This is a genomic window from Mesorhizobium sp. M2D.F.Ca.ET.226.01.1.1, assembly GCF_004022705.2.
Taxonomy (GTDB): domain Bacteria; phylum Pseudomonadota; class Alphaproteobacteria; order Rhizobiales; family Rhizobiaceae; genus Mesorhizobium.
In genome coordinates this window covers 226,845-248,676 of sequence record NZ_RZOY02000006.1, presented here as the reverse complement: position 1 = coordinate 248,676, position 21,832 = coordinate 226,845, and the positions used below count along the sequence as shown (strand labels likewise).

General features: G+C 63.6%; 20 protein-coding genes and 2 pseudogenes. 13 read left to right on the top strand and 9 right to left on the bottom strand.

Annotated features, from left to right (window positions below; all coding sequences use genetic code 11):
* Window position 1: 1 nt before the first annotated feature.
* Complete coding sequence (locus EN869_RS16255) at window positions 2–379, top strand: hypothetical protein (protein ID WP_127229215.1); 378 nt, start codon at window positions 2–4, stop codon at window positions 377–379.
* A 17-nt stretch (window positions 380–396) separates the two neighbouring features.
* Here the strand turns inward: EN869_RS16255 and EN869_RS16250 are convergent, their stop codons facing one another.
* Window positions 397–801 (bottom strand): cupin domain-containing protein, encoded by a 405-nt coding sequence (locus EN869_RS16250; protein WP_127229214.1) that lies wholly within the window; start codon window positions 799–801, stop codon window positions 397–399.
* Window positions 802–917: 116 nt separating this feature from the next.
* On the opposite strand from EN869_RS16250, the gene EN869_RS16245 reads away from it, so the two are divergent.
* Genes EN869_RS16245 through EN869_RS16230 form a run of 4 tightly spaced genes read left to right on the top strand, consistent with a single transcriptional unit; the run spans window position 918 to window position 4,763 of the window.
* On the top strand, window positions 918–1,709 hold the full coding sequence (locus EN869_RS16245) for an ABC transporter ATP-binding protein (protein ID WP_127229213.1): 792 nt from the start codon (window positions 918–920) through the stop codon (window positions 1,707–1,709).
* A gap of 13 nt (window positions 1,710–1,722) precedes the next feature.
* Complete coding sequence (locus EN869_RS16240; RefSeq protein WP_127229212.1) at window positions 1,723–2,601, top strand: ABC transporter permease; 879 nt, start codon at window positions 1,723–1,725, stop codon at window positions 2,599–2,601.
* Entirely contained in the window at window positions 2,598–3,752 is a 1,155-nt protein-coding gene (locus EN869_RS16235) for an ABC transporter permease (RefSeq protein WP_127229211.1), read from the top strand. The genes EN869_RS16240 and EN869_RS16235 overlap by 4 nt, the downstream gene beginning before the upstream one ends.
* A gap of 39 nt (window positions 3,753–3,791) precedes the next feature.
* Window positions 3,792–4,763 (top strand): ABC transporter substrate-binding protein, encoded by a 972-nt coding sequence (locus EN869_RS16230; RefSeq protein WP_127229210.1) that lies wholly within the window; start codon window positions 3,792–3,794, stop codon window positions 4,761–4,763.
* A gap of 124 nt (window positions 4,764–4,887) precedes the next feature.
* Here EN869_RS16230 and EN869_RS16225 read toward each other — a convergent pair whose 3' ends face one another.
* Window positions 4,888–5,346 (bottom strand): Lrp/AsnC family transcriptional regulator, encoded by a 459-nt coding sequence (locus EN869_RS16225; protein ID WP_127229209.1) that lies wholly within the window; start codon window positions 5,344–5,346, stop codon window positions 4,888–4,890.
* Between the two features lie 123 nt (window positions 5,347–5,469).
* On the opposite strand from EN869_RS16225, the gene EN869_RS16220 reads away from it, so the two are divergent.
* Together EN869_RS16220 and EN869_RS16215 are read left to right on the top strand one after the other, a co-directional pair.
* Window positions 5,470–6,753, top strand: a complete 1,284-nt coding sequence (locus EN869_RS16220) for a cystathionine gamma-synthase family protein (RefSeq protein WP_127229208.1) — start codon at window positions 5,470–5,472, stop codon at window positions 6,751–6,753.
* Between the two features lie 165 nt (window positions 6,754–6,918).
* Entirely contained in the window at window positions 6,919–7,365 is a 447-nt protein-coding gene (locus tag EN869_RS16215; protein WP_127229207.1) for a CHRD domain-containing protein, read from the top strand.
* A gap of 81 nt (window positions 7,366–7,446) precedes the next feature.
* Here EN869_RS16215 and EN869_RS16210 read toward each other — a convergent pair whose 3' ends face one another.
* The 3 genes from EN869_RS16210 to EN869_RS16200 all read right to left on the bottom strand — a co-directional run bounded on the left by EN869_RS16210 (window position 7,447) and on the right by EN869_RS16200 (window position 11,279).
* On the bottom strand, window positions 7,447–9,096 hold the full coding sequence (locus EN869_RS16210) for a thiamine pyrophosphate-binding protein (protein ID WP_127229206.1): 1,650 nt from the start codon (window positions 9,094–9,096) through the stop codon (window positions 7,447–7,449).
* Window positions 9,093–10,265 carry a CaiB/BaiF CoA-transferase family protein gene (locus EN869_RS16205; protein WP_127229205.1) on the bottom strand — a complete coding sequence of 391 codons (1,173 nt, stop codon included), beginning with the start codon at window positions 10,263–10,265 and terminating at the stop codon, window positions 9,093–9,095. The genes EN869_RS16210 and EN869_RS16205 overlap by 4 nt, the downstream gene beginning before the upstream one ends.
* 81 nt (window positions 10,266–10,346) lie before the next feature.
* Complete coding sequence (locus EN869_RS16200) at window positions 10,347–11,279, bottom strand: alpha/beta hydrolase (protein ID WP_127229204.1); 933 nt, start codon at window positions 11,277–11,279, stop codon at window positions 10,347–10,349.
* A gap of 251 nt (window positions 11,280–11,530) precedes the next feature.
* On the opposite strand from EN869_RS16200, the gene EN869_RS16195 reads away from it, so the two are divergent.
* The gene (locus tag EN869_RS16195) at window positions 11,531–12,529 is read left to right on the top strand and encodes a ribonuclease (RefSeq protein ID WP_127229203.1); all 999 of its coding nucleotides are present in this window, start codon (window positions 11,531–11,533) and stop codon (window positions 12,527–12,529) included.
* A 17-nt stretch (window positions 12,530–12,546) separates the two neighbouring features.
* Here EN869_RS16195 and EN869_RS16190 read toward each other — a convergent pair.
* Window positions 12,547–13,826: pseudogene (locus EN869_RS16190) on the bottom strand (GGDEF domain-containing protein).
* 261 nt (window positions 13,827–14,087) lie between these two features.
* Between EN869_RS16190 and ettA the strand changes: the two are divergent.
* From ettA to EN869_RS16170, 4 genes are all read left to right on the top strand, one after another.
* Window positions 14,088–15,737, top strand: a complete 1,650-nt coding sequence (gene ettA / locus EN869_RS16185; RefSeq protein WP_127229202.1) for an energy-dependent translational throttle protein EttA — start codon at window positions 14,088–14,090, stop codon at window positions 15,735–15,737.
* Window positions 15,738–15,772: 35 nt separating this feature from the next.
* Entirely contained in the window at window positions 15,773–16,540 is a 768-nt protein-coding gene (gene tam / locus EN869_RS16180; protein WP_127229201.1) for a trans-aconitate 2-methyltransferase, read from the top strand.
* A 109-nt stretch (window positions 16,541–16,649) separates the two neighbouring features.
* Complete coding sequence (locus EN869_RS16175; protein WP_127229200.1) at window positions 16,650–16,985, top strand: hypothetical protein; 336 nt, start codon at window positions 16,650–16,652, stop codon at window positions 16,983–16,985.
* A gap of 116 nt (window positions 16,986–17,101) precedes the next feature.
* Entirely contained in the window at window positions 17,102–18,223 is a 1,122-nt protein-coding gene (locus EN869_RS16170) for a beta-ketoacyl-ACP synthase III (RefSeq protein WP_127229199.1), read from the top strand.
* On the opposite strand, the gene EN869_RS16165 is transcribed toward EN869_RS16170, so the two are convergent.
* Entirely contained in the window at window positions 18,206–18,796 is a 591-nt protein-coding gene (locus EN869_RS16165; protein ID WP_127229198.1) for an isoprenylcysteine carboxylmethyltransferase family protein, read from the bottom strand. The two genes, EN869_RS16170 and EN869_RS16165, sit on opposite strands and share 18 nt — an antisense overlap.
* A 178-nt stretch (window positions 18,797–18,974) precedes the next feature.
* Here EN869_RS16165 and EN869_RS16160 point away from each other — a divergent pair, with 178 nt between their 5' ends.
* Entirely contained in the window at window positions 18,975–19,601 is a 627-nt protein-coding gene (locus EN869_RS16160) for an MOSC domain-containing protein (RefSeq protein ID WP_127229197.1), read from the top strand.
* A 170-nt stretch (window positions 19,602–19,771) separates the two neighbouring features.
* Here the strand turns inward: EN869_RS16160 and EN869_RS16155 are convergent, their stop codons facing one another.
* Together EN869_RS16155 and EN869_RS16150 are read right to left on the bottom strand one after the other, a co-directional pair.
* Window positions 19,772–20,614, bottom strand: coding sequence for an SDR family oxidoreductase (locus EN869_RS16155; RefSeq protein WP_127229196.1), 843 nt, complete (start codon window positions 20,612–20,614; stop codon window positions 19,772–19,774).
* Between the two features lie 222 nt (window positions 20,615–20,836).
* Window positions 20,837–21,791 (bottom strand): annotated as a pseudogene (locus EN869_RS16150) (D-amino acid aminotransferase).
* Window positions 21,792–21,832 lie beyond the last annotated feature (41 nt).

The window sequence follows — 21,832 nt, the reverse complement described above, 5'->3', positions numbered from 1 at the left end:
CATGCGGGCTCTTCATCTTGCGATCGCGGCGACCGCGCTGCTGGCCGCCGGCCAGGCTCTTGCCGCGGGCATCGACCTCAGCAAGCCCTATGGCGACAAATATGGCTGCATCAACCGGAACGGCCAGGAAGTGGCCGCCGACAAGATGCTGCTTTTGACCGACAAGGAGCTGATCACGGCGGCCAGCGCCTGTACCTTCAGCGACAAGCAGCCCCAGGCCGACGGGTCGCTGGTGGTGACGGCAAAGTGCGAGGCGGAGGGCGAAGAGGGACAGGCGCCGACCAAGTTCACCATTAAGCGCAGCGCAAAGAATGCCAAGAAGCTGGTGGTGGCCGACGAGGACGGCCATGTGATGGGCGAAGTCGCGCGATGCAAATGACGGCGATCCCGTCAGGGTCAAGCGACGAGGCCATCCAGTTCCGGCAGCAGGACGACGCTTTCCTGTTCGTTGGGGTCGGTGCGGGCGATGACCGCCGAGGAAGGCGCTCCGCTCAGATTGGCCGGCAGATGCGGTACCCCGGCCGGGATGTAGAACAGGTCGCCGGCCTTGACGACGATGTGGTGTTCGAGCCGGTCGCCGTACCAGGTGTGGACTTCGCCCGAGAGCACGTAAATGGCCGTCTCGTGGCTTTCATGCATATGCGCCTTGGCGCGGGCGCCGGGCGGCATGGTGAGAAGATGCATGGAGATGCCGGAGGAGCCGACGGTCTCGGCGGCGATGCCGGCGAAATAGCTCAGCCCCTGCTTGCCCTGATAGGTGCTTTCGGGGCGAACGAGATGACAGGTGGGTTTAGGCGGCATCGGCAAGGCTCCGGGCGGCGTCGATCGGGTGGGACAGGACGAGTGGAAAGCAACGCTATCATAAAATCAACCGGATTGCGGACATCGCGACGGCCGCGAAAGGCAGGCCGCAGCCAATGACCGAACACCCGCCAGCCGTCGTTTCGGCAAGCAAGCTTGGCCTCACCTTCCAGACCAATGACGGTCCGGTGCAGGCGCTGTCCAATGTCGATCTGACCATCGGCAAGGGCGAATTCGTTTCCTTCATCGGCCCGTCCGGCTGCGGCAAGACGACCTTGCTGCGCGTCATCGCCGATCTGGAGAAGGCGACCTCGGGCGCGATCTCCGTCAACGGCATGACGCCGGAGCAGGCGCGCGAGAAACGCGCCTATGGCTATGTCTTCCAGGCGGCAGCCTTGTTCCCGTGGCGGACCATCGAGCGCAATGTCGCGCTGCCGCTGGAGATCATCGGGCTCTCCCAGGCCGAGCAGGCGGAGCGCATCAAGCGCACGCTTGAACTCGTCAACCTCGCGGGCTTCGAGAAGAAATATCCCTGGCAGCTTTCCGGCGGCATGCAGCAGCGCGCCTCGATCGCGCGCGCGCTTGCCTTCGATGCCGACCTGCTTTTGATGGACGAGCCGTTCGGCGCGCTGGACGAGATCGTGCGCGACCATCTGAACGAACAGCTGCTCGATCTGTGGGACCGGACCAACAAGACGATCTGCTTCGTCACGCACTCGATCCCGGAGGCGGTGTATCTGTCGACCCGCATCGTCGTGATGTCGCCGCGGCCAGGCCGCGTCACCGACATCATCGAATCGACGCTGCCAAGGAAGCGGCCGCTCGACATCCGCGAGACGCCGGAGTTTTTGGCGATCGCCGCGCGGGTTCGTGACGGCCTCAGGGCAGGGCACAGCTATGATGATTGAGGCGCCCTGCTAAATGGACCCGTTCCGTTCCAAGATCATCCCCGTCACCGCCATCCTCGCCGGCGTGGTCGTGCTCTGGTATGTCTTTGCCGTCATCCTCAACGCTCCGTTCCAGCGCGACGTCGATCAACGAGGCAACGAAACGCCCGGCGCGGTCGAGTTCATCGGCAAGACGCTGTCGCAGCCGAAGCCGACGCTGCCGGCGCCGCACCAGGTGGCGGTGAATTTCTTCGAAAACACCTTCCTGCGCTCCGTCACCTCGAGCCGAAGCCTCGTCTACAACGCCTGGGTGACGCTGTCCTCGACGCTGCTCGGCTTTGCCTTCGGCACCGCGCTCGGCATCGTAATCGCTGTCGGCATCGTGCATGTGGCGACGCTCGACCGCAGCCTGATGCCGTGGATCATCGCTTCGCAGACGATCCCGATCCTGGCGGTTGCGCCGATGATCATCGTGGTGCTGGCGGCGATCGGTATCACCGGCCTTATCCCCAAGGCGCTGATATCGACCTATCTGTCGTTCTTCCCCGTTGCCGTCGGCATGGTGAAAGGCCTGCGCTCGCCCGAGCTCATGCATCTCGATCTGATGCACACCTATAACGCCAGGGCCTCGCAGACCTTTTGGAAACTCAGGGTACCAGCCTCGGTGCCGTTCCTGTTTACCTCGATGAAGGTGGCGGTGGCGGCAAGCCTTGTCGGCGCCATCGTCGGCGAATTGCCGACGGGCGCCGTCGCCGGCATCGGCGCAAAATTGCTTGCAGGCGCCTATTACAGCCAGACCATCGATATCTGGTCGGCGCTGGTCGCCGGCTCGATCGTCGCGGCGCTGCTGGTGATGGTGGTCGGCATCGCCGGACGCCTCGTCGACCGCGCAATGGGCGGGAGGCCGGCATGACCTGGCTGAAGCCCTCTTGGCAGTCGGTTCTTGCGGTCCTGCTTTGCCTGGTCGCCTTCGCGCTAGGCGCGATGTCGAAACCGGAAGTCGCGGCCTTGGCAGAGCCCACCGCAACCGTCGCCTATCCCTACATGGGAGCAAAAGCTCTGATCATCGGGCTGCTGCTGATCGCGGCGCTCGTCTCGATGGTGACGCTCACGCCGATCGTTGAGGCGACCGTACTTTTCGTCGGCGCCCATGCCGCCGCCTGGCTGCTGATCAAGGGCATCGCCGGTTTCGAGGGCACGGCGCTTGCTCCGTATTTCCTGCTGCTTGCCGCCGCCTGGCTGCTTGCCTGGCGCTGCGTTGCCTTGCTCTCCTCGTTGCGTCCAAGCGAAAGCGTTGCGAGGAACGCGTTGCGGCTGATCATCCCGGCGATCTTCGGCGCGTGGATCCTGATCATCTGGGAAGCGGTGACGCGCGGGGCCGGCATTCCCTTCATCCTGTTGCCGCCGCCCAGCGCCATCGGCGCGCGCATCGCCAACTCGCTGCCGATCCTGGGGTCGGATGTGCGGCAGACGATCTTCAAGGCGGTGCTCATCGGCTATATCGCCGGCAATCTCGCCGGCTTCGCCGTCGCCATCCTCGCCGACCGTGTGCCGTTCCTGCGGCGCGGGCTCTTGCCGATCGGCAACATGGTCTCGGCGCTGCCGATCATCGGCGTCGCGCCGATCATGGTCATGTGGTTCGGCTTCGACTGGCCGTCTAAGGCCGCGGTGGTCATCATCATGACCTTCTTTCCGATGCTGGTGAACACGGTCGCGGGCCTCGCCGCCTCCGGGCATATGGAGCGCGACCTGATGCGCACCTATGCGTCGGGCTATTGGCCGACCTTGCTGAAGCTCAGGCTGCCGGCGGCAATGCCGTTCATCTTCAATGCGCTGAAGATCAACTCGACGCTGGCGCTGATCGGCGCCATCGTCGCCGAGTTCTTCGGCACGCCTGTCGTGGGCATGGGATTCCGCATCTCGACGGAAGTCGGGCGGATGAACATCGACATGGTGTGGGCCGAAATCGCAGTTGCAGCACTTGCGGGTTCGGTCTTTTATGGCGTGGTCGCTCTGATCGAAAGAGCCGTCACGTTTTGGCACCCCTCTGTCCGAGGTGGATAGGGGCGGTGGGTTTGGGTACTAACTTCAGAGGGTAAAAACATGAAAAGACTGCTGATTTCCGCTTTGGCCGGCGCGATGTCGCTGGCCGCCTTCCAGGCAATGGCCGCCGACAAGGTGACACTGCAATTGAAATGGGTCACGCAGGCCCAGTTCGCTGGCTACTATGTCGCCAAGGCCAAGGGTTTTTATGACGCCGAAGGCCTGGACGTCGAAATCAAGCCGGGCGGCCCGGATATCGCGCCCGAGCAGGTGATCGCCGGCGGCGGCGCCGACGTTATCGTCGACTGGATGGGCGGCGCGCTGGCGGCCCGCGACAAGGGCGTGGGGCTCGTCAACATCGCCCAGCCGTTCAAGAAGGCCGGCATGGAACTGGTTTGCCCCAAGGCCGGCCCGATCAAGACGGAAGCCGACTTCAAGGGCCATACGCTCGGCGTCTGGTTCTTCGGCAACGAATATCCCTTCTACGCCTGGATGAACAAGATCGGCCTCAAGACCGATGGCGGCCCGGACGGCGTCACCGTGCTCAAGCAGAGCTTTGACGTGCAGCCCCTGATCCAGAAACAGGCCGACTGCATCTCGGTGATGACCTATAACGAATACGGTCAGGTGCTGGATGCCGGGTACAAGCCGGAGGACCTGGTCGTGTTCAACTACTCGGCCATGGGCAACGACCTTCTGGAGGACGGGCTCTACACGCTTGAGGACAAGCTCAAGGATCCGGCCTTCGAGGACAAGATGGTGCGCTTCGTGCGCGCTTCGATGAAGGGCTGGAAATACGCCACCGAGAACACCGACGAGGCGGCGGGGATCGTCGTCGACGCCGGCGGCCAGGACGAGAACCATCAGAAGTTCATGATGAAGGAAGTGGCCAAGCTGGTCGACAATGCCGACGGCAAGCTGATCCCGGCTGCTTACGAGCGTACCGCCAAGGCGCTGCTCGACCAGAAGATCATCAGCAAGGAGGCGAGCGGCGCCTACACGACCGCGATCACCGACAAGGCAATCAAGTAAGTCTGCTTAGACAGGTCCGATCTTGAGATGGAGCCTGAAAGAGCGGTTCGAAAGAACCGCTCTTTTCTTTGTTTGATGTATGTCGTTACCCCAAAACCGCTGCGCACTTTTGGGCGACATGCAATCAGAGGCGCCGTTCCTTTATCGTGTTCATGACGAAGCTGGTCTCGATCGAGGCAACGCATTTCAGCCGCGCGATCTTCTCCTTGATGAAGCGCTCATACTGTTCCAGGTTTCCGGTCACCACCTTCAGCACGTAGTCGCGCGAGCCGGTGACGAGGTGGCATTCCAGCACCTCGTCCCAACCGCGGATCGCTTCCTCGAACATGACGATCTCGTCCTCGTTTTGGCGGCTGAGGCGTATGGTTGCGATGGCGACCATGCCCCAGCCGAAGGCGGCCGGATCGACCAGAGCGGTGTAGCCTCTGATCATGCCCGTTTCCTCCAGCCGCCGCACGCGCCTCAGGCACGGCGATGGCGACAGGCCGATCCGTTCGGCAAGCTCGTTATTGGTGATGCGGGCGTCGGCTTGCAGTTCGCGCAAAATCTTGCGGTCGAAATCGTCAGCTATCTTCTGCTGCACTTTTGGCATCCCTCGGCAATTTGTTGCGAAGATGCAGCCATGCGATGCCGGAAATAGCAAGGACTGCGTGAGGCGGATCGCATAAATTGCCGGGCGATATCACGCGAAAAACAGGGGAAAGTCATGACCGCGCCGCGCCCGTCGAAAACCCATATCGGCAACCACAAGCTCCATCCGGAGACACTGATGCTGAGCTATGGTTTCGATCCGCAGCTGTCGGAAGGCGCCGTCAAGCCGCCGGTGTTCCTGACTTCGACCTTTGTGTTCAAATCCGCGGAAGAGGGACGCGACTTCTTCGATTACACTTCTGGCCGCAAGGAGCCTCCAAGCGGCACGGCTTCCGGCCTGGTTTATTCGCGCTTCAACCATCCGAACAGCGAGATCGTCGAGGACAGGCTGGCGATCTATGAGGGGACTGAGGCCTGTATCCTGTTTTCGTCCGGCATGTCGGCAATCGCGACCACGCTGCTCGCCTATGCCCGGCCGGGCGACGTGATCCTGCATTCGCAGCCTCTCTATGGCGGCACCGAGACGCTTCTGACGCGCACGCTCGCCGGTTTCGGCATCGACGCAGTCGGCTTCGCGAACGGCGTCAACGACGTGACGGTGCGCGCGACCACCGATGCTGCCCTGGCCAAGGGCCGCGTCTCGGTCATCCTGATCGAGACGCCGTCAAACCCAACCAACAGCCTTGTCGACATCGAACTGATGCGCCGGATCGCCGACGAGATCGGTGTCCGGCAAGGGACGAAGCCGATCATTGTTTGCGACAACACGCTGCTTGGCCCGGTGTTCCAGCGGCCCATCGAACACGGCGCCGATGTTTCGGTCTATTCGCTGACCAAATATGTCGGCGGCCACTCAGATCTGATTGCTGGCGCCGCCCTGGGCGGCAAGGCGGTCACCAAGGCAATCAAGGCGCTGCGCGGCGCAATCGGTACGCAGCTGGACCCGCATTCCTGCTGGATGCTCGGTCGTTCTCTGGAGACGCTGTCGATCCGCATGGAACGAGCGAACGACAATGCACGCCTCGTTGCTGAATTCCTGCGAGATCACCCCAAAGTCGAAAGGGTGCACTATCTGCCGTTCCTGGGCGAGGATACGCCGGCGGGCCGCACCTACCGGGCGCAATGCAGCGGCGCCGGCTCGACATTCTCCTTCGACATACGCGGCGGGCAGAAGGCGGCCTTCGCCTTTCTCAACAGCCTGCAGATCTTCAAGCTGGCGGTAAGTCTTGGCGGAACGGAATCACTGGCCAGCCATCCGGCGGCGATGACCCATTCCGGTATTCCCTTCGAGGTGCGCCAGCGGATCGGCGTGCTCGAGACCACGGTCAGGCTGTCCATCGGCGTCGAGCATGCGGACGATCTGATCGCCGACCTAGCGCAGGCGCTGGCCACCGTCTGACCATAGCCTTTCATTGAATCCGAAAGGGGCGGACGACCGCCCCTTTTTCGTTGGTTGCGGTAAAATAATTGTGTGCCGGGATACAAATCGCCGCCCAACCGTTTCAGGGAGGCATCCGTGCGTCGGGGAGCCGCGCGAGGTGCTGCCATCAACGGAGGTTCTTTCATGCGCATCCTGTCCGTGCCGATGCTTTCGGCCTTAGCCGTCTCGACCGCCTTCCTTCTCGCAGCGCCGGCCATGGCCGAGACGATGAAGTTCAAGGCGACGCTCGACGGCAGCCAGCAGAGCCCGCCCGTGACCACCAAGGGCAAGGGCACCGCTACACTCACCTTCGACACAAACAAGAAGAAGCTTACTTGGAACGTCAAATATTCCGGTCTCAGCGGACCGGCCGTCGCCGGCCACATCCACGGTCCGGCGGATATGGGCGCGAATGCGGACCCGGTCATCCCGTTCAAGAAGCTGAAGAGCCCGATCAAGGGATCGGCGACGCTGACGGACGCGCAGGCGGCCGATCTCGAGGCCGGTAAGTACTATGTCAACATACATACCGCCGCCAACAAGGACGGCGAGATCCGCGGCCAGATCGAGAAATCCGGCGGCGCGATGTAACACAGGAGGCGCGGGCCACCGCCTTTCCTTCCATCCGTAGAGACAGCGTCGCCGGCAGAAAGGCGACAGCCGCCTTTCGTCTTAGCTCTTGTCGCGGATCTGCGTCAGGGTGCGGGTCGGCGTGATCGCTTCGGGATCGAGCCTGATCTCGATGATCGTCGGCTTGCCGCTGGCCAGCGCGCGTTCGAAGGCCGGCGCGAAGTTGGCGGTCTTCTCGACCGTCTCGCCGTGACCGCCATAGGAACGGGCAAGTGCCGCGAAGTCCGGGTTCTTCAGCGTGGTGGCGACGACGCGGCTCGGATATTCCCGCTCCTGGTGCATGCGGATGGTGCCGTAAATGCCGTTGTTGACGACGATCACGATGATCGGCAGGTCGTACTGAACAGCGGTCGCGAATTCCTGGCCGTTCATCAGGAAGCAACCGTCGCCGGCGAAGGCGACCACCATGCGATCCGGGTAGAGCGACTTGGCGGCGACCGCGGCCGGCGTGCCGTAACCCATCGAGCCGGAGGTGGGTGCCGCCTGCGTGCCGAAGCGGCGGTTGCGATAGAAGCGATGCACCCAGGTGGCGTAGTTGCCGGCGCCGTTGGTGAGGATGGCGTCTTCCGGCAGAACTTTTCCCAGATGTTCGATGATCGGTCCCATCTGGACGGCGCCCGGCCCGGTCTGGGGCGGCGTCGACCATTCGAGATAGGCGGCGTGCGCCTTTTCCGCCTCGGCCGCCCAAGAAGGCCTGGCTGCCGGCTTGCGCTTGGCGAAGGCTTCAACGAAAGCAGTGGGCGAGGCATTGATGGCTATCGTAGGCCGGTAGACGCGGCCAAGCTCGCCGGCATCGGCATGGACATGCACCAGCGCCTGGTCGGGGTAGGGGCTTTTCAGCAACGTGTAGTCGGAGGACGGCATCTCGCCCAAGCGGCCGCCGATCAAAAGCACCACGTCGGCCTGCTTGATCCGCTCCGCAAGCTTTGGATTGATGCCGATGCCGACATCGCCGGCGTAATTGGGATGGAGATGGTCGAACAGCATCTGGCGGCGGAAGGAGCAGCCAACGGGCAGCGACCACGTCTCGGCGATCGCGCGCATATGCGCCACCGCTTCCTCGTTCCAGCGCGTGCCGCCGAGGATGGCGAAAGGACGCTTGGCGTTGGCAAGCAGCATTTGCAGCGCATCGAGTTCGGCTTCGCCCGGACGGGTCTCGACCGGCGTGTGCGGCAGCGCTGACGGCGCCTCGACCTCGCTGGTCAGCATGTCCTCCGGCAGCGAGATGACGACCGGGCCGGGGCGGCCGGAGGTTGCGACGGCGAAGGCGCGGGTGACGAATTCCGGGATGCGCGCGGCGTCGTCGATCTCCACCACCCATTTGGCGATGTCGCCGAAGAACCGCTTGTAGTCGACCTCCTGGAAGGCCTCGCGTTCCTTGGCGTGGCTGGCGACCTGGCCGATGAACAGGATCATCGGTACCGAATCCTGCATGGCGATGTGGACGCCGGCCGACGAGTTGGTGGCGCCGGGGCCGCGGGTGACGAAGCAGATGCCGGGCTTGCCGGTCAGCCGTCCCTGGCAGTCGGCCATCATCGCAGCACCCCCCTCCTGGCGGCAGACGATGGTGCGGATCGAAGAGTCATGCAGCGCGTCGAGCACTGCGAGATAGGATTCGCCCGGAACGCAGAAGATGCGGTCGGTGCCGTTCGCTTCGAGCGCCTCGACAATCAGTTGTCCGCCGGTCTTCATTTTGCTCTCTCCAGTTCGGCAAGGATTTCGTCCGTGTGCTCGCCGAGGCGCGGCGAGGGGCGCTCATAAACCAGCGGCGTGCCCGACATCACCATCGGCGCGCGCACCGAAGGCAGGCGATTGCCATGGCCGTCATCGAGGTCGAGCCGCATGCCGCGCGCGATCGTCTGCGGGTCGGCAAACATCTGGCCGATCGTATTGATCGGGCTCGCCGGCACGCCCGCGGCTTCGAGCTTGGCCAGCAGCGGATCGCGATCCCAAGTGCTCAGCCTCTCGATGATCCGTTCGCGCAGCTTCGCGCGGTTGGCGACGCGAGCCGGGTTGCTGGCGAAATCCGGATTGGCGGGCAGATCGATAAGACCAACAGCGGCGCAGAACTTAGCGAACTGGCCGTCATTGCCGACGGCCAGGATGATGTGGCCGTCCCGCACCGGCAGCACCTCGTAAGGCGCGATGTTCATATGCGCATTGCCCATCTGCACCGGCGATTTGCCGGAGACAAGATAATTGAGATTCTGGTTGCCGAGCGCCGAGATCTGGCTGTCGAACAGCGCCATGTCGATGTGCTGGCCCTCGCCGGTCTTTTCGGCGTGGCGCAGTGCCGCCTGGATGGCGATCACCGAATAGAGACCGGTGAACAGGTCGGAGATGGCGACGCCGGCCTTCTGCGGCTCGCGGCCGGGCTCGCCGGTGATCGACATCATGCCGGCCATGGCCTGGATGATGAAATCGTAGCCCGCGCGCGGCGCGTAAGGGCCGTCCTGGCCGAAGCCGGTGATCGAGCAATAGACAAGGCGCGGGTTGATCGCCTTCAGGCTCTCGTAGTCGAGACCGTATTTCTTCAGGCCCCCGAGCTTGAAGTTCTCGATCAGCACGTCGGCGGTGGCGACCAATTTGCGCAGCGTCTCGGCGCCTTCCGGCTTGGAGAAGTCGACAGCGATGGAGCGCTTGCCGCGATTGCAGGAATGGTAATAGGCGGCCGAGAGGTTCTCGCCGTCGTAGCTCATGACGAAGGGCGGACCCCATTTGCGCGTGTCGTCGCCGCCGTCCGGGCTTTCGACCTTGATGACATCGGCGCCGAGATCGGCGAGCAACTGCCCGGCCCAGGGGCCGGCCAGGATGCGGGCAAGTTCGATAACGCGAATGCCTTTCAGCGGGGGTTCGGCCATGGATCACCGTGTTCTAACGAAAGGCAGCCTCTAGCAACCCGCACGGGTCGTGTCACGACCCATACGATAGGCCAAGCCGGATCAGGATTTCAGCACGCTGTCGGCCCAGCCGGCAAAATCGTTCATGACGGCGTCGCGGTTGATCTCGTTCAGGCTTTCGTGGCGGGTGTCGGCGTAAACCTTTGAAACCAGATTCGAAAAGCCCATCGACTGCATGCGCTTTGCGAGATGGTGGACCGCCTTGCCATAATCCGACGCGGGATCCTTCTCGCCGCCGATGAGGTTGAAGTGGAGATCACGTCGCACGCCGGCGAAACTGGAATCCTTGCCGGCGTGCTGCGCCATGTTGACCACGTCGCGCCACATCGAGTTGGACGCGTCCCAGCCGCAGAGCGGGTCGGCGACATATTTGTCGACCTCGACCGGATCGCGTGACAGCCAGTCGAACAAGGTCCGATGGTTGGGCACGGCCTTGCCCCAGGCCTGGAAAGTGAGCCTGGGCAAAAGGCGCGACGGCACATCGGAGCCAAGCCGCATGCGCTCCCAGCCCAGGATGAGCAGCGCCAATTGGCCGAGAAGCCCTTGCGAGAAATTGCCGTTCCAGATCGCGGCGGCATGGATGCGCTGTGAGTGGCGCAGCACGAAGTTCAACGCTATCGAGGCGCCGAGCGAGTGGCCAAAAGCCATCACCGGCAGTCCCGGATGCTCTTTCGCGATCAGGTCGTGAACGGCGTCGACGTCGGCGATCACCTTGGCTATGCCGTCACTGTCCGCGAACTTGCCGAGCGGCGCGTCGGCCGCCTTCGTCGCGCCATGGCCGCGATGGTCATGGGCGTAGACGTGGAAACCCCGCCCGCTCAGGAAATCGGCAAAGCGCGCGTAGCGCGCCGCGTGCTCGGCCAGGCCGTGGTTGATCTGAACCACGGCGCGCGGACCCTGCGCGGCTTCCTTCACATAGAGGTTGAGCTCGGCCCCGGTCGATGAGGCCAGCCTGGTCTTTCTGTCGAATGGCATATCTCGCTCCCTCGGCGACTGTTGGGCGAGGGCTTTGCCGGCGTCAAGTGGATGAGGCGACTGAGATATGCCAGGCTGGAAATCTATTGCTCCGCAGAGACAGCGAGGGGCGGCTTGCGAATTTGCCGATTGGAAGCGTTGAGATTTGGGGATTGTTTCTTCGCGTCGTGAAAAAAGATCGCAATTCTGACACGTCGCCTGTTCTAGTGTGACGAATCCAATACGGATCAATGATCGCCGGGAGAGCGGGAATGCGGGTTTGGGCATTGTGGGGTTCGATGATGCTGGCTCTGGCCGGCGCCGGGGCGGCTCATGCCGACGTGAAGATGAGCGGAACTTTCGTGGCCGACAGCGCCTGTCCGGCGACCCAGGCCATCAAGAACGGCAAGAACCCCGGCAACATCTCGACCGAGGCCGGTAAGAGCTACGATCTGCTTGCCGGCAACAAGGACGAGCCCACCCACTATCTCATCCAGGTGCCCGGCGCCGATCCCGAGCGGCGCTGGGTGAAGATCAGCTGCGGGCATGTCACCGGCGGCAGCGCCGCGACCACGCCGTCCGGCCAGACCAAGCCGTCGGCCTCCGGAAAACCCGAATATGTCTTTGCGCTGAGCTGGCAGCCGGCTTTCTGCGAGACCAAGGCCAGCAAGCCCGAATGCAAGGCCCAGAGCCCGAGCGAGTTCGACGCTTCGCACTTTACGCTGCATGGGTTGTGGCCACAGCCGAACGGCAATTTCTATTGCCAGGTGTCGGCGAGCGACAAGGCCAATGACAATCCGGCGCATTGGGGAGACCTGCCGCCGGTCGATCTCGACGCCAAGACGCGCGCCGAGCTCGAGCAGGTGATGCCGGGTACCGCCTCCAAGCTGGAGCGGCATGAATGGATCAAGCACGGCACCTGCTACGGCAAGAGCCAGCAGGAGTATTTCTCCGACGCGCTGAACCTGATGCGGGCAGTGAACGCCTCGGCGGTGCGCGACCTCTTCACCAAGAACGTCGGCAGGCAGCTGACGTCGGACGAGATCCGCGGCGCTTTCAACGCGGCCTTCGGGGCCGGCGCCGGCGACCGCGTGCGTGTCTCCTGCCTGGTCGATCCGTCGAGCGGCCGGCGCATGATCGGCGAATTGACGCTCGGCCTGTCTGGTCCGATCGGCCCAGACAGCAAGCTCGGCGATCTGCTAATGGCCTCGGCGCCGACGGGCAAGGCCGGTTGCCCGAAGGGTACGGTCGACGCGATCGGTTTCCAATAAGCGGCGGTTGTTATCGGTCAGGCGGTTCGCGGGGCCGCCTGCAGGATGATCGCCTCGCTGCCGGGTTCGCCGACCACGCGGTCGCGCCCGCTCAGCTTGGCCTTGTAGAGGCGCTGGTCGGCCAGCGCGAAAATGTCGGCCAGGGAGCGCGTCGTTTCGCTGACGGTGGAGACGCCGGCGCTTACCGTGAGGTTGAAGCGGGCGGTGTGCGCCGAGGCCTTGGCGGCATTCCTGATGGTCTCGCCGAGCAGCCTGGCGGGCGCGTGCGACTGTTGCGTCAGTATGGCGAATTCCTCGCCGCCGATGCGAAATACCTGGTCGTTGCCGCCAATCGTCTCGGCCAGCAGCGCAGCCATCGATTTCAGCACCCTGTCGCCCTCGGCATGGCCGAAGCGGTCGTTGATCGACTTGAAATGGTCGACGTCGACGATGAGCAGGCTGAGCGGCTTGCCCATCCTGATGGCGGCCGAGACCGCGGACTCGCCGTCGGCATCGAAGCTGCCGCGATGCAACAGGCCGGTGAGGCCGTCGCGGCCGACATATTTGATCAGGGCCTCATAGCGCTCTCGCGGTAGGTGAGGGTATCGAAAATATCGGAGAGGCCGCGTGGCACGGCGATGTCGTTATCCTCGACCCATTTGAGATAGGCGACGAGCATGCCGCTGTAGGCAAGCGCCGCCCCCATCTTGGCGAACCAGCCTCCGAAGAAGACCGCGATCGGCGCGCCGGCGACGAAATGCAGCGCGGTGAAGAAGCCGGCCTGATCGAAGGTGAGCACGCTGGCGACCGATGCCAGGATGCGAACGAATGGCCCCGCGCGCAGATAGGCGCCGAGCTTCTCGTAAAGCAGGATGATGAGTATGGCGTCGATGAAGAGCAGCGTGGTGCCCCAGACCATCAGCCAGCCCATCTCGTCGATGAAGCCGATGTCGGGGACCCTGCCGTTCGGAAGCTGCGCGATCGCGTGCAGCCGCAGGATCAGCACCAGGCCGATCATCAGCGCGTTGCCTAGCAGCAGGCCGTAGATCGGCTGCCGGACGGTTGCCGCGTCCTCCTTCATGTAGAGAAGCAGCAGCATGACGAGCTTGCCGGAGAACAGAACGGCGGAGCCGGGCGACACCAGCCCGAACGGCAGCGCGACATAGAAGACGCTGGCGAGATAAGTCTCGAGGAAGTGCATGACGCCGAGCGCGCAGATGAACACGCCTAGCCCGATGCGGCGCCGGAAGCGGAAAAGCGTAACCATGGCGCCGAAATACAGAACCGCTTCGGCAAGGAGCAGGACACCGTTCAGCACGTCGTCGATCCGATCTTTCCCCGAAACCGCGGCATGGCCGTTGTCTCCCAATCTATTAGCGTTTTGCAGGCGAATGGTTAACCACTGATTTCAGGCCATCGCGGCGGCGGTGAAATCGGCGGACAGAGTCGGGGCGTAAAACCGGCCAATGCGCACCGTTTGGCCGCTGCGGCGCCGAAAGCGATTGCCGTTCGGCGCTTCATCGCCTACATAGCGCGCAACCCCCATCCACCTTGACACTCGTTTCCAGGGAAAGCGCGCGTGGCTCGCCAGTTCATCTATCACATGTCCGGCCTGTCGAAGGCCTATGGCACCAAGAAGGTGCTCGATAACGTTCACCTGTCCTTCTATCCGGATGCCAAAATCGGCATTCTCGGCCCCAACGGCTCGGGTAAGTCGACGATCCTGCGCATCATGGCCGGGCTCGACAAGGAATTCCAGGGCGAGGCGTGGCTGGCCGAGGGCGCGACCGTCGGCTACCTAGCGCAGGAGCCGCAGCTCGACAACACGAAGACCGTGCGTGAGAACGTCATGGACGGCGTCGCCCGGAAGACCGCCATCATCGAGCGCTACAACGAGCTGATGATGAACTATTCCGACGAGACGGCGGACGAGTCGGCCAAGCTCCAGGACGAGATGGACCGCCTCAACCTGTGGGACCTGGAGCAGCAGGTCGAGATGGCGATGGACGCGCTGCAGTGCCCGCCGCCAGAGTCCGAAGTGACCAACCTGTCGGGCGGCGAGCGCCGCCGCGTGGCGCTGTGCCGGCTGCTGCTTGAACAGCCCGACCTCTTGCTGCTCGACGAACCGACCAACCATCTCGACGCCGAGACCACGCAATGGCTGGAAAAGCATCTGCGCGACTATCCGGGCTCGGTGCTGATCATCACCCACGACCGCTACTTCCTGGACAACGTCACCGGCTGGATCCTCGAGCTCGACCGTGGCCGCGGCATTCCCTACGAGGGCAACTACACCAAATATCTCGACGCCAAGGCCAAGCGCCTGATCCAGGAAGGCCGCGAGGACGATGCCCGCCAGAAGTCGATCTGGCGCGAACGCGAGTGGATCCAGTCCTCGCCGAAGGCGCGCCAGACCAAGTCGAAGGCGCGCATCAAGGCCTATGAGGAACTGGTCGAGCAGTCGCAGAACCGCAAGCCGACCGACACGCAGATCGTCATCCCAGCGAGCGAGCGCCTCGGCAATGTCGTCATCGAGGTCGAAGGCCTCAACAAGGGTTTTGGCGACGAGCTCTTGATCGAGGACCTGTCGTTCCGGCTGCCTCCGGGCGGCATCGTCGGCGTCATCGGCCCGAACGGCGCCGGTAAGACGACGCTGTTCAAGATGATCACCGGCCAGGAAACGCCGGATGCCGGCTGGATCCGCAAGGGCGAGACGGTAAGGCTAGGCTATGTCGACCAGAGCCGCGACGCGCTCGACCCGAACAAGACAGTGTGGGAAGAAATTTCCGGCGGCGCCGAAGTCATCAAGCTCGGCAAGCACGAGGTCAACAGCCGCGCCTACTGCTCGTCCTTCAACTTCCGCGGCGGCGACCAGCAGCAGAAGGTCGGCAACCTGTCGGGCGGTCAGCGCAACCGCGTGCATCTGGCCAAGATGCTCAAGGGCGGCGGCAATGTGCTTTTGCTCGACGAACCGACCAACGACCTCGACACTGAAACGCTGGCCGCGCTGGAAGATGCGCTGGAAGCCTATGCCGGCTGCGCTGTCATCATCAGCCACGACCGCATGTTCCTCGACCGCATGGCGACCCACATGCTGGCCTTCGAGGGCGACGCGCATGTCGAATGGTTCGAAGGCAATTTCGAGGAATATGAGAAGGACAAGGTGCGGCGCCTCGGCGCCGAAGCGGCCGCCCCGCATCGCATGACGCACAAGCGGCTGACGCGGTAATTCCAAAGGGGCGGCGAACGGAGCGAGGTTCTCACATGGCTGACTGGTCCGCCGCCCAATATCTGAAGTTCGAGGATGAGCGCACGCGGCCGGCGCGTGATCTCGTGGCGCAGGTGCCAGTTGATTTTCCGCGCCGCGTCGTCGACATCGGCAGCGGTCCCGGCAACTCCACCGAGCTTCTGGTCGAGCGCTGGCCGGGCGCCCAGGTCACCGGCTTCGATACCTCGCCCGACATGATCGAGAAGGCGAGGGCGCGGCTGCCCAATGTCAATTTCGAACTGGCGGACGCCGCCAGTTGGCAGCCAGAGCATCCCGTCGACGTCATCTTCGCCAACGCCGTCTTCCAGTGGCTGCCGGAACATCCGGCGGTGTTCCGGCGGCTGATGGAGCTTCTGGCGCCGGGCGGCGCGCTGGCCGTGCAGATGCCCGACAATCTCGGCGAGCCCTCGCACCAGCTGATGCGGGAGACCGCGGCGGAAGTGCCGTTTGCGGCCAAGCTCGAGGGCGCGGCGCGCGGGCCGCTGCCGCCGGTGTCCTTCTACTACGACCTTCTGTCACCGGTCGCCGACCGGCTCGATATCTGGCACACGATCTACAACCATCCGCTGGCCGATGCCGAAGCGATCGTCGAATGGGTCAAGTCGACCGGCCTGAAGCCTTTCCTCGATCCGCTCGATGCGGATGAGAAGAAGGTGTTCCTCGACAACTACACCGCCAAGGTCGCCAAGGCCTATCCGAAGACGGCGAACGGCAAGGTGCTCTTACGCTTCCCGCGCATCTTCATCGTCGCCAAACGCTCTTAGGCTCCCTGCTTTCGGAGCGCTTGACCCTTTTGCGCCGTCATGCGCATTTCATCCATCTGGACCATGGTCGCTATCCCGCAGCGGGAGGCCATAGGGCAGGGGTAGAGGGATGACACGGGGCAAGATCGCGCTCGCAAGCAGCCTGTGCATGGCTGCGGTGGTTTCTTTTTCAATGGCGGCCGAGGCCAAGCCGGCGCGCTGCTTCACCACGGATGACGGTTACTATCCGTGCAACTACAAGGCCTTGGACGGCGAGGGCAGTTTTCGCGTCTCGGCGCCGGGCTATCCTACAATCACGCTTGAAATCGACCAGCCGGGTTTTGCCTTCGGCTATGCCAGGCTGGGCGGCCGCAACCGATCGCTGCCTGGGCAATTCGTGCGCAGCCGCGACGACGGCGCCTGCTGGAACAACCCGCAGACCAACACGAAGCTGTGTGCCTGGTGAGCCGCCAGGGCGGAGTTTAAGCTGGCATAAACCGGCCAAATGCGACAAGGGTTGCGCAGGGCCATTTCCGCGCCCACATCAGAGCCCGTTACGCCCGGGCCCGGTACGGATTGGACATGCATCGCGTCATCATCAGCGGCATCGGCGCCGAAATCCCTGAGCCCGTCATCACCAATGAAGAGCTGGTCGCCAGCTTCAACAACTGGGTCGACACCGAGAATGCGCGCCGTGCCAACACCGGCGAACCGCTTTTGCAGAAATCGGACAGCGACTTCATCGTGCATGCCTCGGGCGTGAAGAGCCGCCATGTCATCGAGCGCGAAGGCATTCTCGACCCGACCCGCATGACGCCGCGCATTCCGGCGCGGCCGGACGACGCGCTGTCGCTGGAGGCTGAGTTCGGCATCGCCTCGGCCAGGAAAGCGCTTGCCCATGCAGGCGTCGACGGGTCCGACATCGATCTGGTCGTCTGCTCGGCCTCGCATCACCAGCGGCCCTATCCGGCCATCGCCATCGAGATGCAGGAGGCGCTCGGCACCAAGGGCGCCGGCTTCGACATGGGGCTGGGCTGCTCCTCGGCGGCGGCCGCGCTGCATGTCGCCGTCAATCTGGTGAGGGCAGGGGCGCACAAGCGCATCCTGGTGTCGACGCCGGAAATCATCACCGGCCATCTCAACTTCCGCGACCGGCAGACGCATTTCATCTTCGGCGACGCCTCGGTCGCCATGGTCGTCGAGGGGCTGGCGCAGGGCGAAAAGCGGCCGGGGCGTTTCGAGGTGCTCGACACGCGCACCTGGACGCAGATGTCGAACAACATCCGCACCAATCTCGGCTATCACACGCGCACCGCCCAGGACGATCCCTACATGATCAACCTGGAAGGCAATCTCATCAAGCAGGTCGGCAACAAGGTGTTCAAGGAAGTTACCGTCGCCGGCCAAAAGTTCATCGTCGAGTTCCTGGCCGAGCATGGGCTGACGCCGCAGGGGATCCGCCGGTTCTGGCTGCATCAGGCCAATGCGCGCATGAATGCGATGATCCTGAAACTATCCTTCGGCCACGACGTCGATCACGATCGCGCGCCGATGGTACTGGAGCGGCTCGGCAACACGGCCGGCGCCGGCGCGATCGTGGCGCTGTCGGAAAACCACGCCGACATGAAGGCCGGCGATTTCGGCCTGATCTGCGCCTTCGGCGCCGGCTATTCGATCGGCGGCGCCCTATTGAGAATGCTGTAGCGTCGATAAGGCCGGCGCGAAGGGCACCAGCATCGGCACGCGCCTGGCATAGTCGTCATAGGCCGGACCAAGCTCGCCGCGCAGGAAGCTTTCTTCCAGCCTCGCCTTGACGACGACACCAACGAGCAGCAGGGCAGCGCCGGCAATGCCCCAAACCGTGCCCTTGACGGCCATGGTGGCGAGGATTGACAGCAGGAGGCCGCTGTAGATCGGGTGACGGACCAGGCTATAGGGACCGGTGTCGATGACGCGGTGATCGGCCTTGGCGGTGACGTTGGCGGACCACAAGCGGCCGAGATGCAGACGCGCCCACCACGCGAAGGCGATGCCGATTGCGATCAGGGCAACACAGATCCAGGCTTCGGTGAGCGTCGGCATCCAGAGCCGCATCCCGCCGACATAGCCGTGCGCCGGCACGAACAGCAGTACCGTGCCGGCCAGCCAAAGAACGCGATAGCGCATCTCCGACTTGAGATCGGCGCGCTTTTGCGCGGGATCCGCCCAGGCCGCGGCAAGCACCCAGGATACTACCCAGAACAGCCAAATCGCCGCGATTGCGTGTCCAACCTGCATGATCGAACCTTCCCGATTGCGCGCAGTCGTCTATGCCGCCGGCGCGGCAGCATTGCGGTTCGCAGAAGTTGGCGAAAGCGATTTGCGGTAAGAAGATCGTGATCGCCATCAAGCGGCGTGATCGGATCATCAGCGCTTTCGACTGGACCGCATTCTTCGGCACCTTTAGACCAACGGCATGCAGGAAACGAACCTCGAACTTTTTCCCGTGGCGGAACCGGCCGCCGAGATCGTGCCGGGCCGCAAGCTGACGGCAACGGCAGCGGCGCTCTATGCCGCTCCGCACGATCATTTCGAGACGCGGGCGGTCGATGAACTGCAGCTTGGCTTCGATGGCATTGCCGGCGACTTCCATGGCGGGACGACGCGGCGTTCAGGCGGGCGCGAACCTTGGTATCCGCGCGGCACCGAGATGCGCAACGAGCGGCAATTGTCACTTGTCGCCGCCGATGAGCTCGCCATTGTCGCGCAGCGCATGGGCCTCGATGAGATCAGGCCGGAGTGGATCGGCGCCAATCTTGTGGTCGAAGGCGTGCCGCATCTGTCGATGCTGCCGGCCGGCTCGCTGATGTTCTTCAAGGGCGGCGTGACGCTCAAGGTCGACGGCCAGAACAAGCCCTGCCGCTTTGCGGGACAGTCGATCGCCGAGCATGTCGGCGCCGTGGATCTCAGCGCCACCGCGCTGCTCTTTCCCAAGGAGGCGAAACGGCTGCGCGGCCTGGTCGCCTGGGTCGAGAAGCCGGGCGTTGTAAGGGCTGGCGAAGAGATTTCCGTGCGGGTGCCGGAGCAGTGGATCTATCGCTGAGGCATGCTGATATTCAGGTGAGGCCGGCCTGCGAACGGCAGGTTCCTGCGCTTCCGGTACTCACGTGCCCAAACGCACGCTCCGTTCCGGTTCTTGGAACCTACCGTTCTCGACTCGCCCTGACCTGAATCTCAACATGCCTCGGCCCGGTCTAGGTCCGGCCCTTGCGATCAGGCCGCCTTGCGGTTCTTGTTGGCGCCCTGCGCCATCACCGAAACATCATCCCACTTTTCCCAGGTGGCGATGCGATTGGCGTATTCCTGCTTGATCATCGGCAGGCCGCCGTCGCCGAAGAAGACCCTGAGCGGCGGCTCGGCAGCGTCGACGATGGCGAGGATCGCCGGGCCCGTCGCTTCGGGGTCGCCCGCCACGGCTCGGCTGCGACGCTCGGCCATGGCCGCGCGGACGGGTTCATAGACGTCCAACGGCTTGGAGACCTTGGCCGACGGTCCAGCCCAGTCCGTCGAGAAGCCGCCCGGCTCGACGAGGGTGACGTGGATGCCGAACGGTGCGACCTCGAGGCTGAGCGACTGGCTGAAGGCTTCCAGCGCCCATTTCGAGGCGTGGTAAAGGCCGAGCGAAGCAAAGGCGTTGACGCCGCCGATCGACGAGATCTGGATGATGTGGCCGGAGCGCTGCGCCCGCATGATGGGCAGCGCCGCCTGGGTGACCCAGAGCGCGCCGAAGACGTTCGTCTCGATCTGGTCGCGTGCTTCCTGCTCGGTGACTTCCTCGATGGCGCCGAAATGGCCGTAACCGGCATTGTTGATGACGACGTCGAGGCGGCCGAACCGCTTGTGCGCCTCGGCAATCGCGGCATCGACGGCTTGCTTGTCGGCGACATCGAGTTTTATGGCCGCGATGCTGTCGCCGTATTTCTCGACGAGGTCGGCGAGCGTGGTGGCATCGCGGGCAGTGGCGGCGACGCTATCGCCGCGGGCGAGCGCCGCCTCGGCCCAGACGCGGCCAAAGCCCTTTGACGATCCGGTGATGAACCAAACCTTGTTTGTCATGATCTGTGATCCTTGCTGTCAGAGCGGCGTTCTATAGAAACGCTGATCTGCTCCAACTCTTTGTTTTTACGCAATTCCAGGCGTAAAACCGCCATGCGGCTTTCCTTGAATTGCTCTGGGGGCGATGTATTCCGGACATAAGCGGAGGATACTCCGCTTGCTGCATGTACGGCGCCTGCGGCGTTTTTCCAGAGGCGGCACCGGAATTATTTGGTTGGCAGGTCAGGGATAGCGCACCGCGCTCGACCAGGCCGGATCCTCATGCCGCTTCCAATAGAGCGCCATAAGGCGCTCGGTTATCGCGCCGACCTTGCCATTCGCGACGGGCGCGCCGTCGATCTTGGTGACCGGCATGATGCCGCCGGCGGTCGAGGTGATGAAGACCTCGTCGGCATCTTTGAGAGCGGCGACGCTGACCGCTTCGTGTGATGGCGAGGCCGATTTCGGCGCACAGGTCAAACACGGTGCGGCGCGTGATCCCGGGCAGCACGCCGACGGCCGGCGTCGATAATTTGCCGTCCTTGACGCGGAACACATTGAAGCCCGGACCTTCGGCGACATTGCCGTTGAAGTCGAGGATCAGCGCGGTGTCGGCGCCAAGGTCATAGGCATCGTAAAGGCCGCGGACGAGATCGAGCCAGTGGTAGTTCTTGATCGAGGGATCGATCGAGGCCGGCGGGATGCGCACCTTGTCGCTGATCGCGACATGCAGGCCGCTGCGCAATTGCTCGGCGTTGGCAACCGAGCCGAAGGGGACAGCGAAGGCCACGAAGCGGTTGACCGCCTGGCGCGGGTCGCGGCTGAAGGTTGGCGAGGCGCCGCGCGTGCACAGCATCTCGACATAAGCCGCGCGATGGCCCGACAGCGCGACGCAATTGTGCAGGATCTCCGCAACGCCGTCGCGATCGAACGGGATTGTCATGCGCAGTTTGTCCAGCCCGCCGAAGAAGCGGTCGAGATGCAGGTCGAGGCGGAAGAAGCGGCCGTCCCAGACATGGACCGTGTCGTAGGTGGCGTCGGAATGCAGAAAGCCCCAGTCCAGCACCGAGATCGTGGCCTGCGACATCGGCAGATATTGCCCGTCCAGGAAGGCGACGCCGTCGGGATAGGCATGCCGGTCGAGATGGCGTTCGGAGAGAAAGGGGAAATTGGCTGGCGTGGCGGCGGCCTGGCTCATTTCATTCCTCCTCGGGCGTTCCAGTGAAGGCAGGCTAGCGT

Excerpts from the sequence above, each read along its gene's own strand:
- EN869_RS16245 (WP_127229213.1), top strand. The coding sequence starts at position 918 with ATGACCGAACACCCGCCAGCCGTCGTTTCGGCAAGCAAGCTTGGCCTC.
- EN869_RS16200 (WP_127229204.1), bottom strand. The coding sequence starts at position 11,279 with ATGCCATTCGACAGAAAGACCAGGCTGGCCTCATCGACCGGGGCCGAG.
- EN869_RS16205 (WP_127229205.1), bottom strand. The coding sequence starts at position 10,265 with ATGGCCGAACCCCCGCTGAAAGGCATTCGCGTTATCGAACTTGCCCGC.
- EN869_RS16255 (WP_127229215.1), top strand. The coding sequence starts at position 2 with ATGCGGGCTCTTCATCTTGCGATCGCGGCGACCGCGCTGCTGGCCGCC.
- EN869_RS16155 (WP_127229196.1), bottom strand. The coding sequence starts at position 20,614 with ATGACAAACAAGGTTTGGTTCATCACCGGATCGTCAAAGGGCTTTGGC.
- EN869_RS16230 (WP_127229210.1), top strand. The coding sequence starts at position 3,792 with ATGAAAAGACTGCTGATTTCCGCTTTGGCCGGCGCGATGTCGCTGGCC.
- EN869_RS16210 (WP_127229206.1), bottom strand. The coding sequence starts at position 9,096 with ATGAAGACCGGCGGACAACTGATTGTCGAGGCGCTCGAAGCGAACGGC.
- EN869_RS16165 (WP_127229198.1), bottom strand. The coding sequence starts at position 18,796 with ATGCAGGTTGGACACGCAATCGCGGCGATTTGGCTGTTCTGGGTAGTA.
- EN869_RS16250 (WP_127229214.1), bottom strand. The coding sequence starts at position 801 with ATGCCGCCTAAACCCACCTGTCATCTCGTTCGCCCCGAAAGCACCTAT.
- EN869_RS16170 (WP_127229199.1), top strand. The coding sequence starts at position 17,102 with ATGCATCGCGTCATCATCAGCGGCATCGGCGCCGAAATCCCTGAGCCC.
- EN869_RS16235 (WP_127229211.1), top strand. The coding sequence starts at position 2,598 with ATGACCTGGCTGAAGCCCTCTTGGCAGTCGGTTCTTGCGGTCCTGCTT.
- EN869_RS16195 (WP_127229203.1), top strand. The coding sequence starts at position 11,531 with ATGCGGGTTTGGGCATTGTGGGGTTCGATGATGCTGGCTCTGGCCGGC.
- EN869_RS16220 (WP_127229208.1), top strand. The coding sequence starts at position 5,470 with ATGACCGCGCCGCGCCCGTCGAAAACCCATATCGGCAACCACAAGCTC.
- EN869_RS16240 (WP_127229212.1), top strand. The coding sequence starts at position 1,723 with ATGGACCCGTTCCGTTCCAAGATCATCCCCGTCACCGCCATCCTCGCC.
- tam (WP_127229201.1), top strand. The coding sequence starts at position 15,773 with ATGGCTGACTGGTCCGCCGCCCAATATCTGAAGTTCGAGGATGAGCGC.
- EN869_RS16160 (WP_127229197.1), top strand. The coding sequence starts at position 18,975 with ATGCAGGAAACGAACCTCGAACTTTTTCCCGTGGCGGAACCGGCCGCC.
- EN869_RS16175 (WP_127229200.1), top strand. The coding sequence starts at position 16,650 with ATGACACGGGGCAAGATCGCGCTCGCAAGCAGCCTGTGCATGGCTGCG.
- EN869_RS16215 (WP_127229207.1), top strand. The coding sequence starts at position 6,919 with ATGCGCATCCTGTCCGTGCCGATGCTTTCGGCCTTAGCCGTCTCGACC.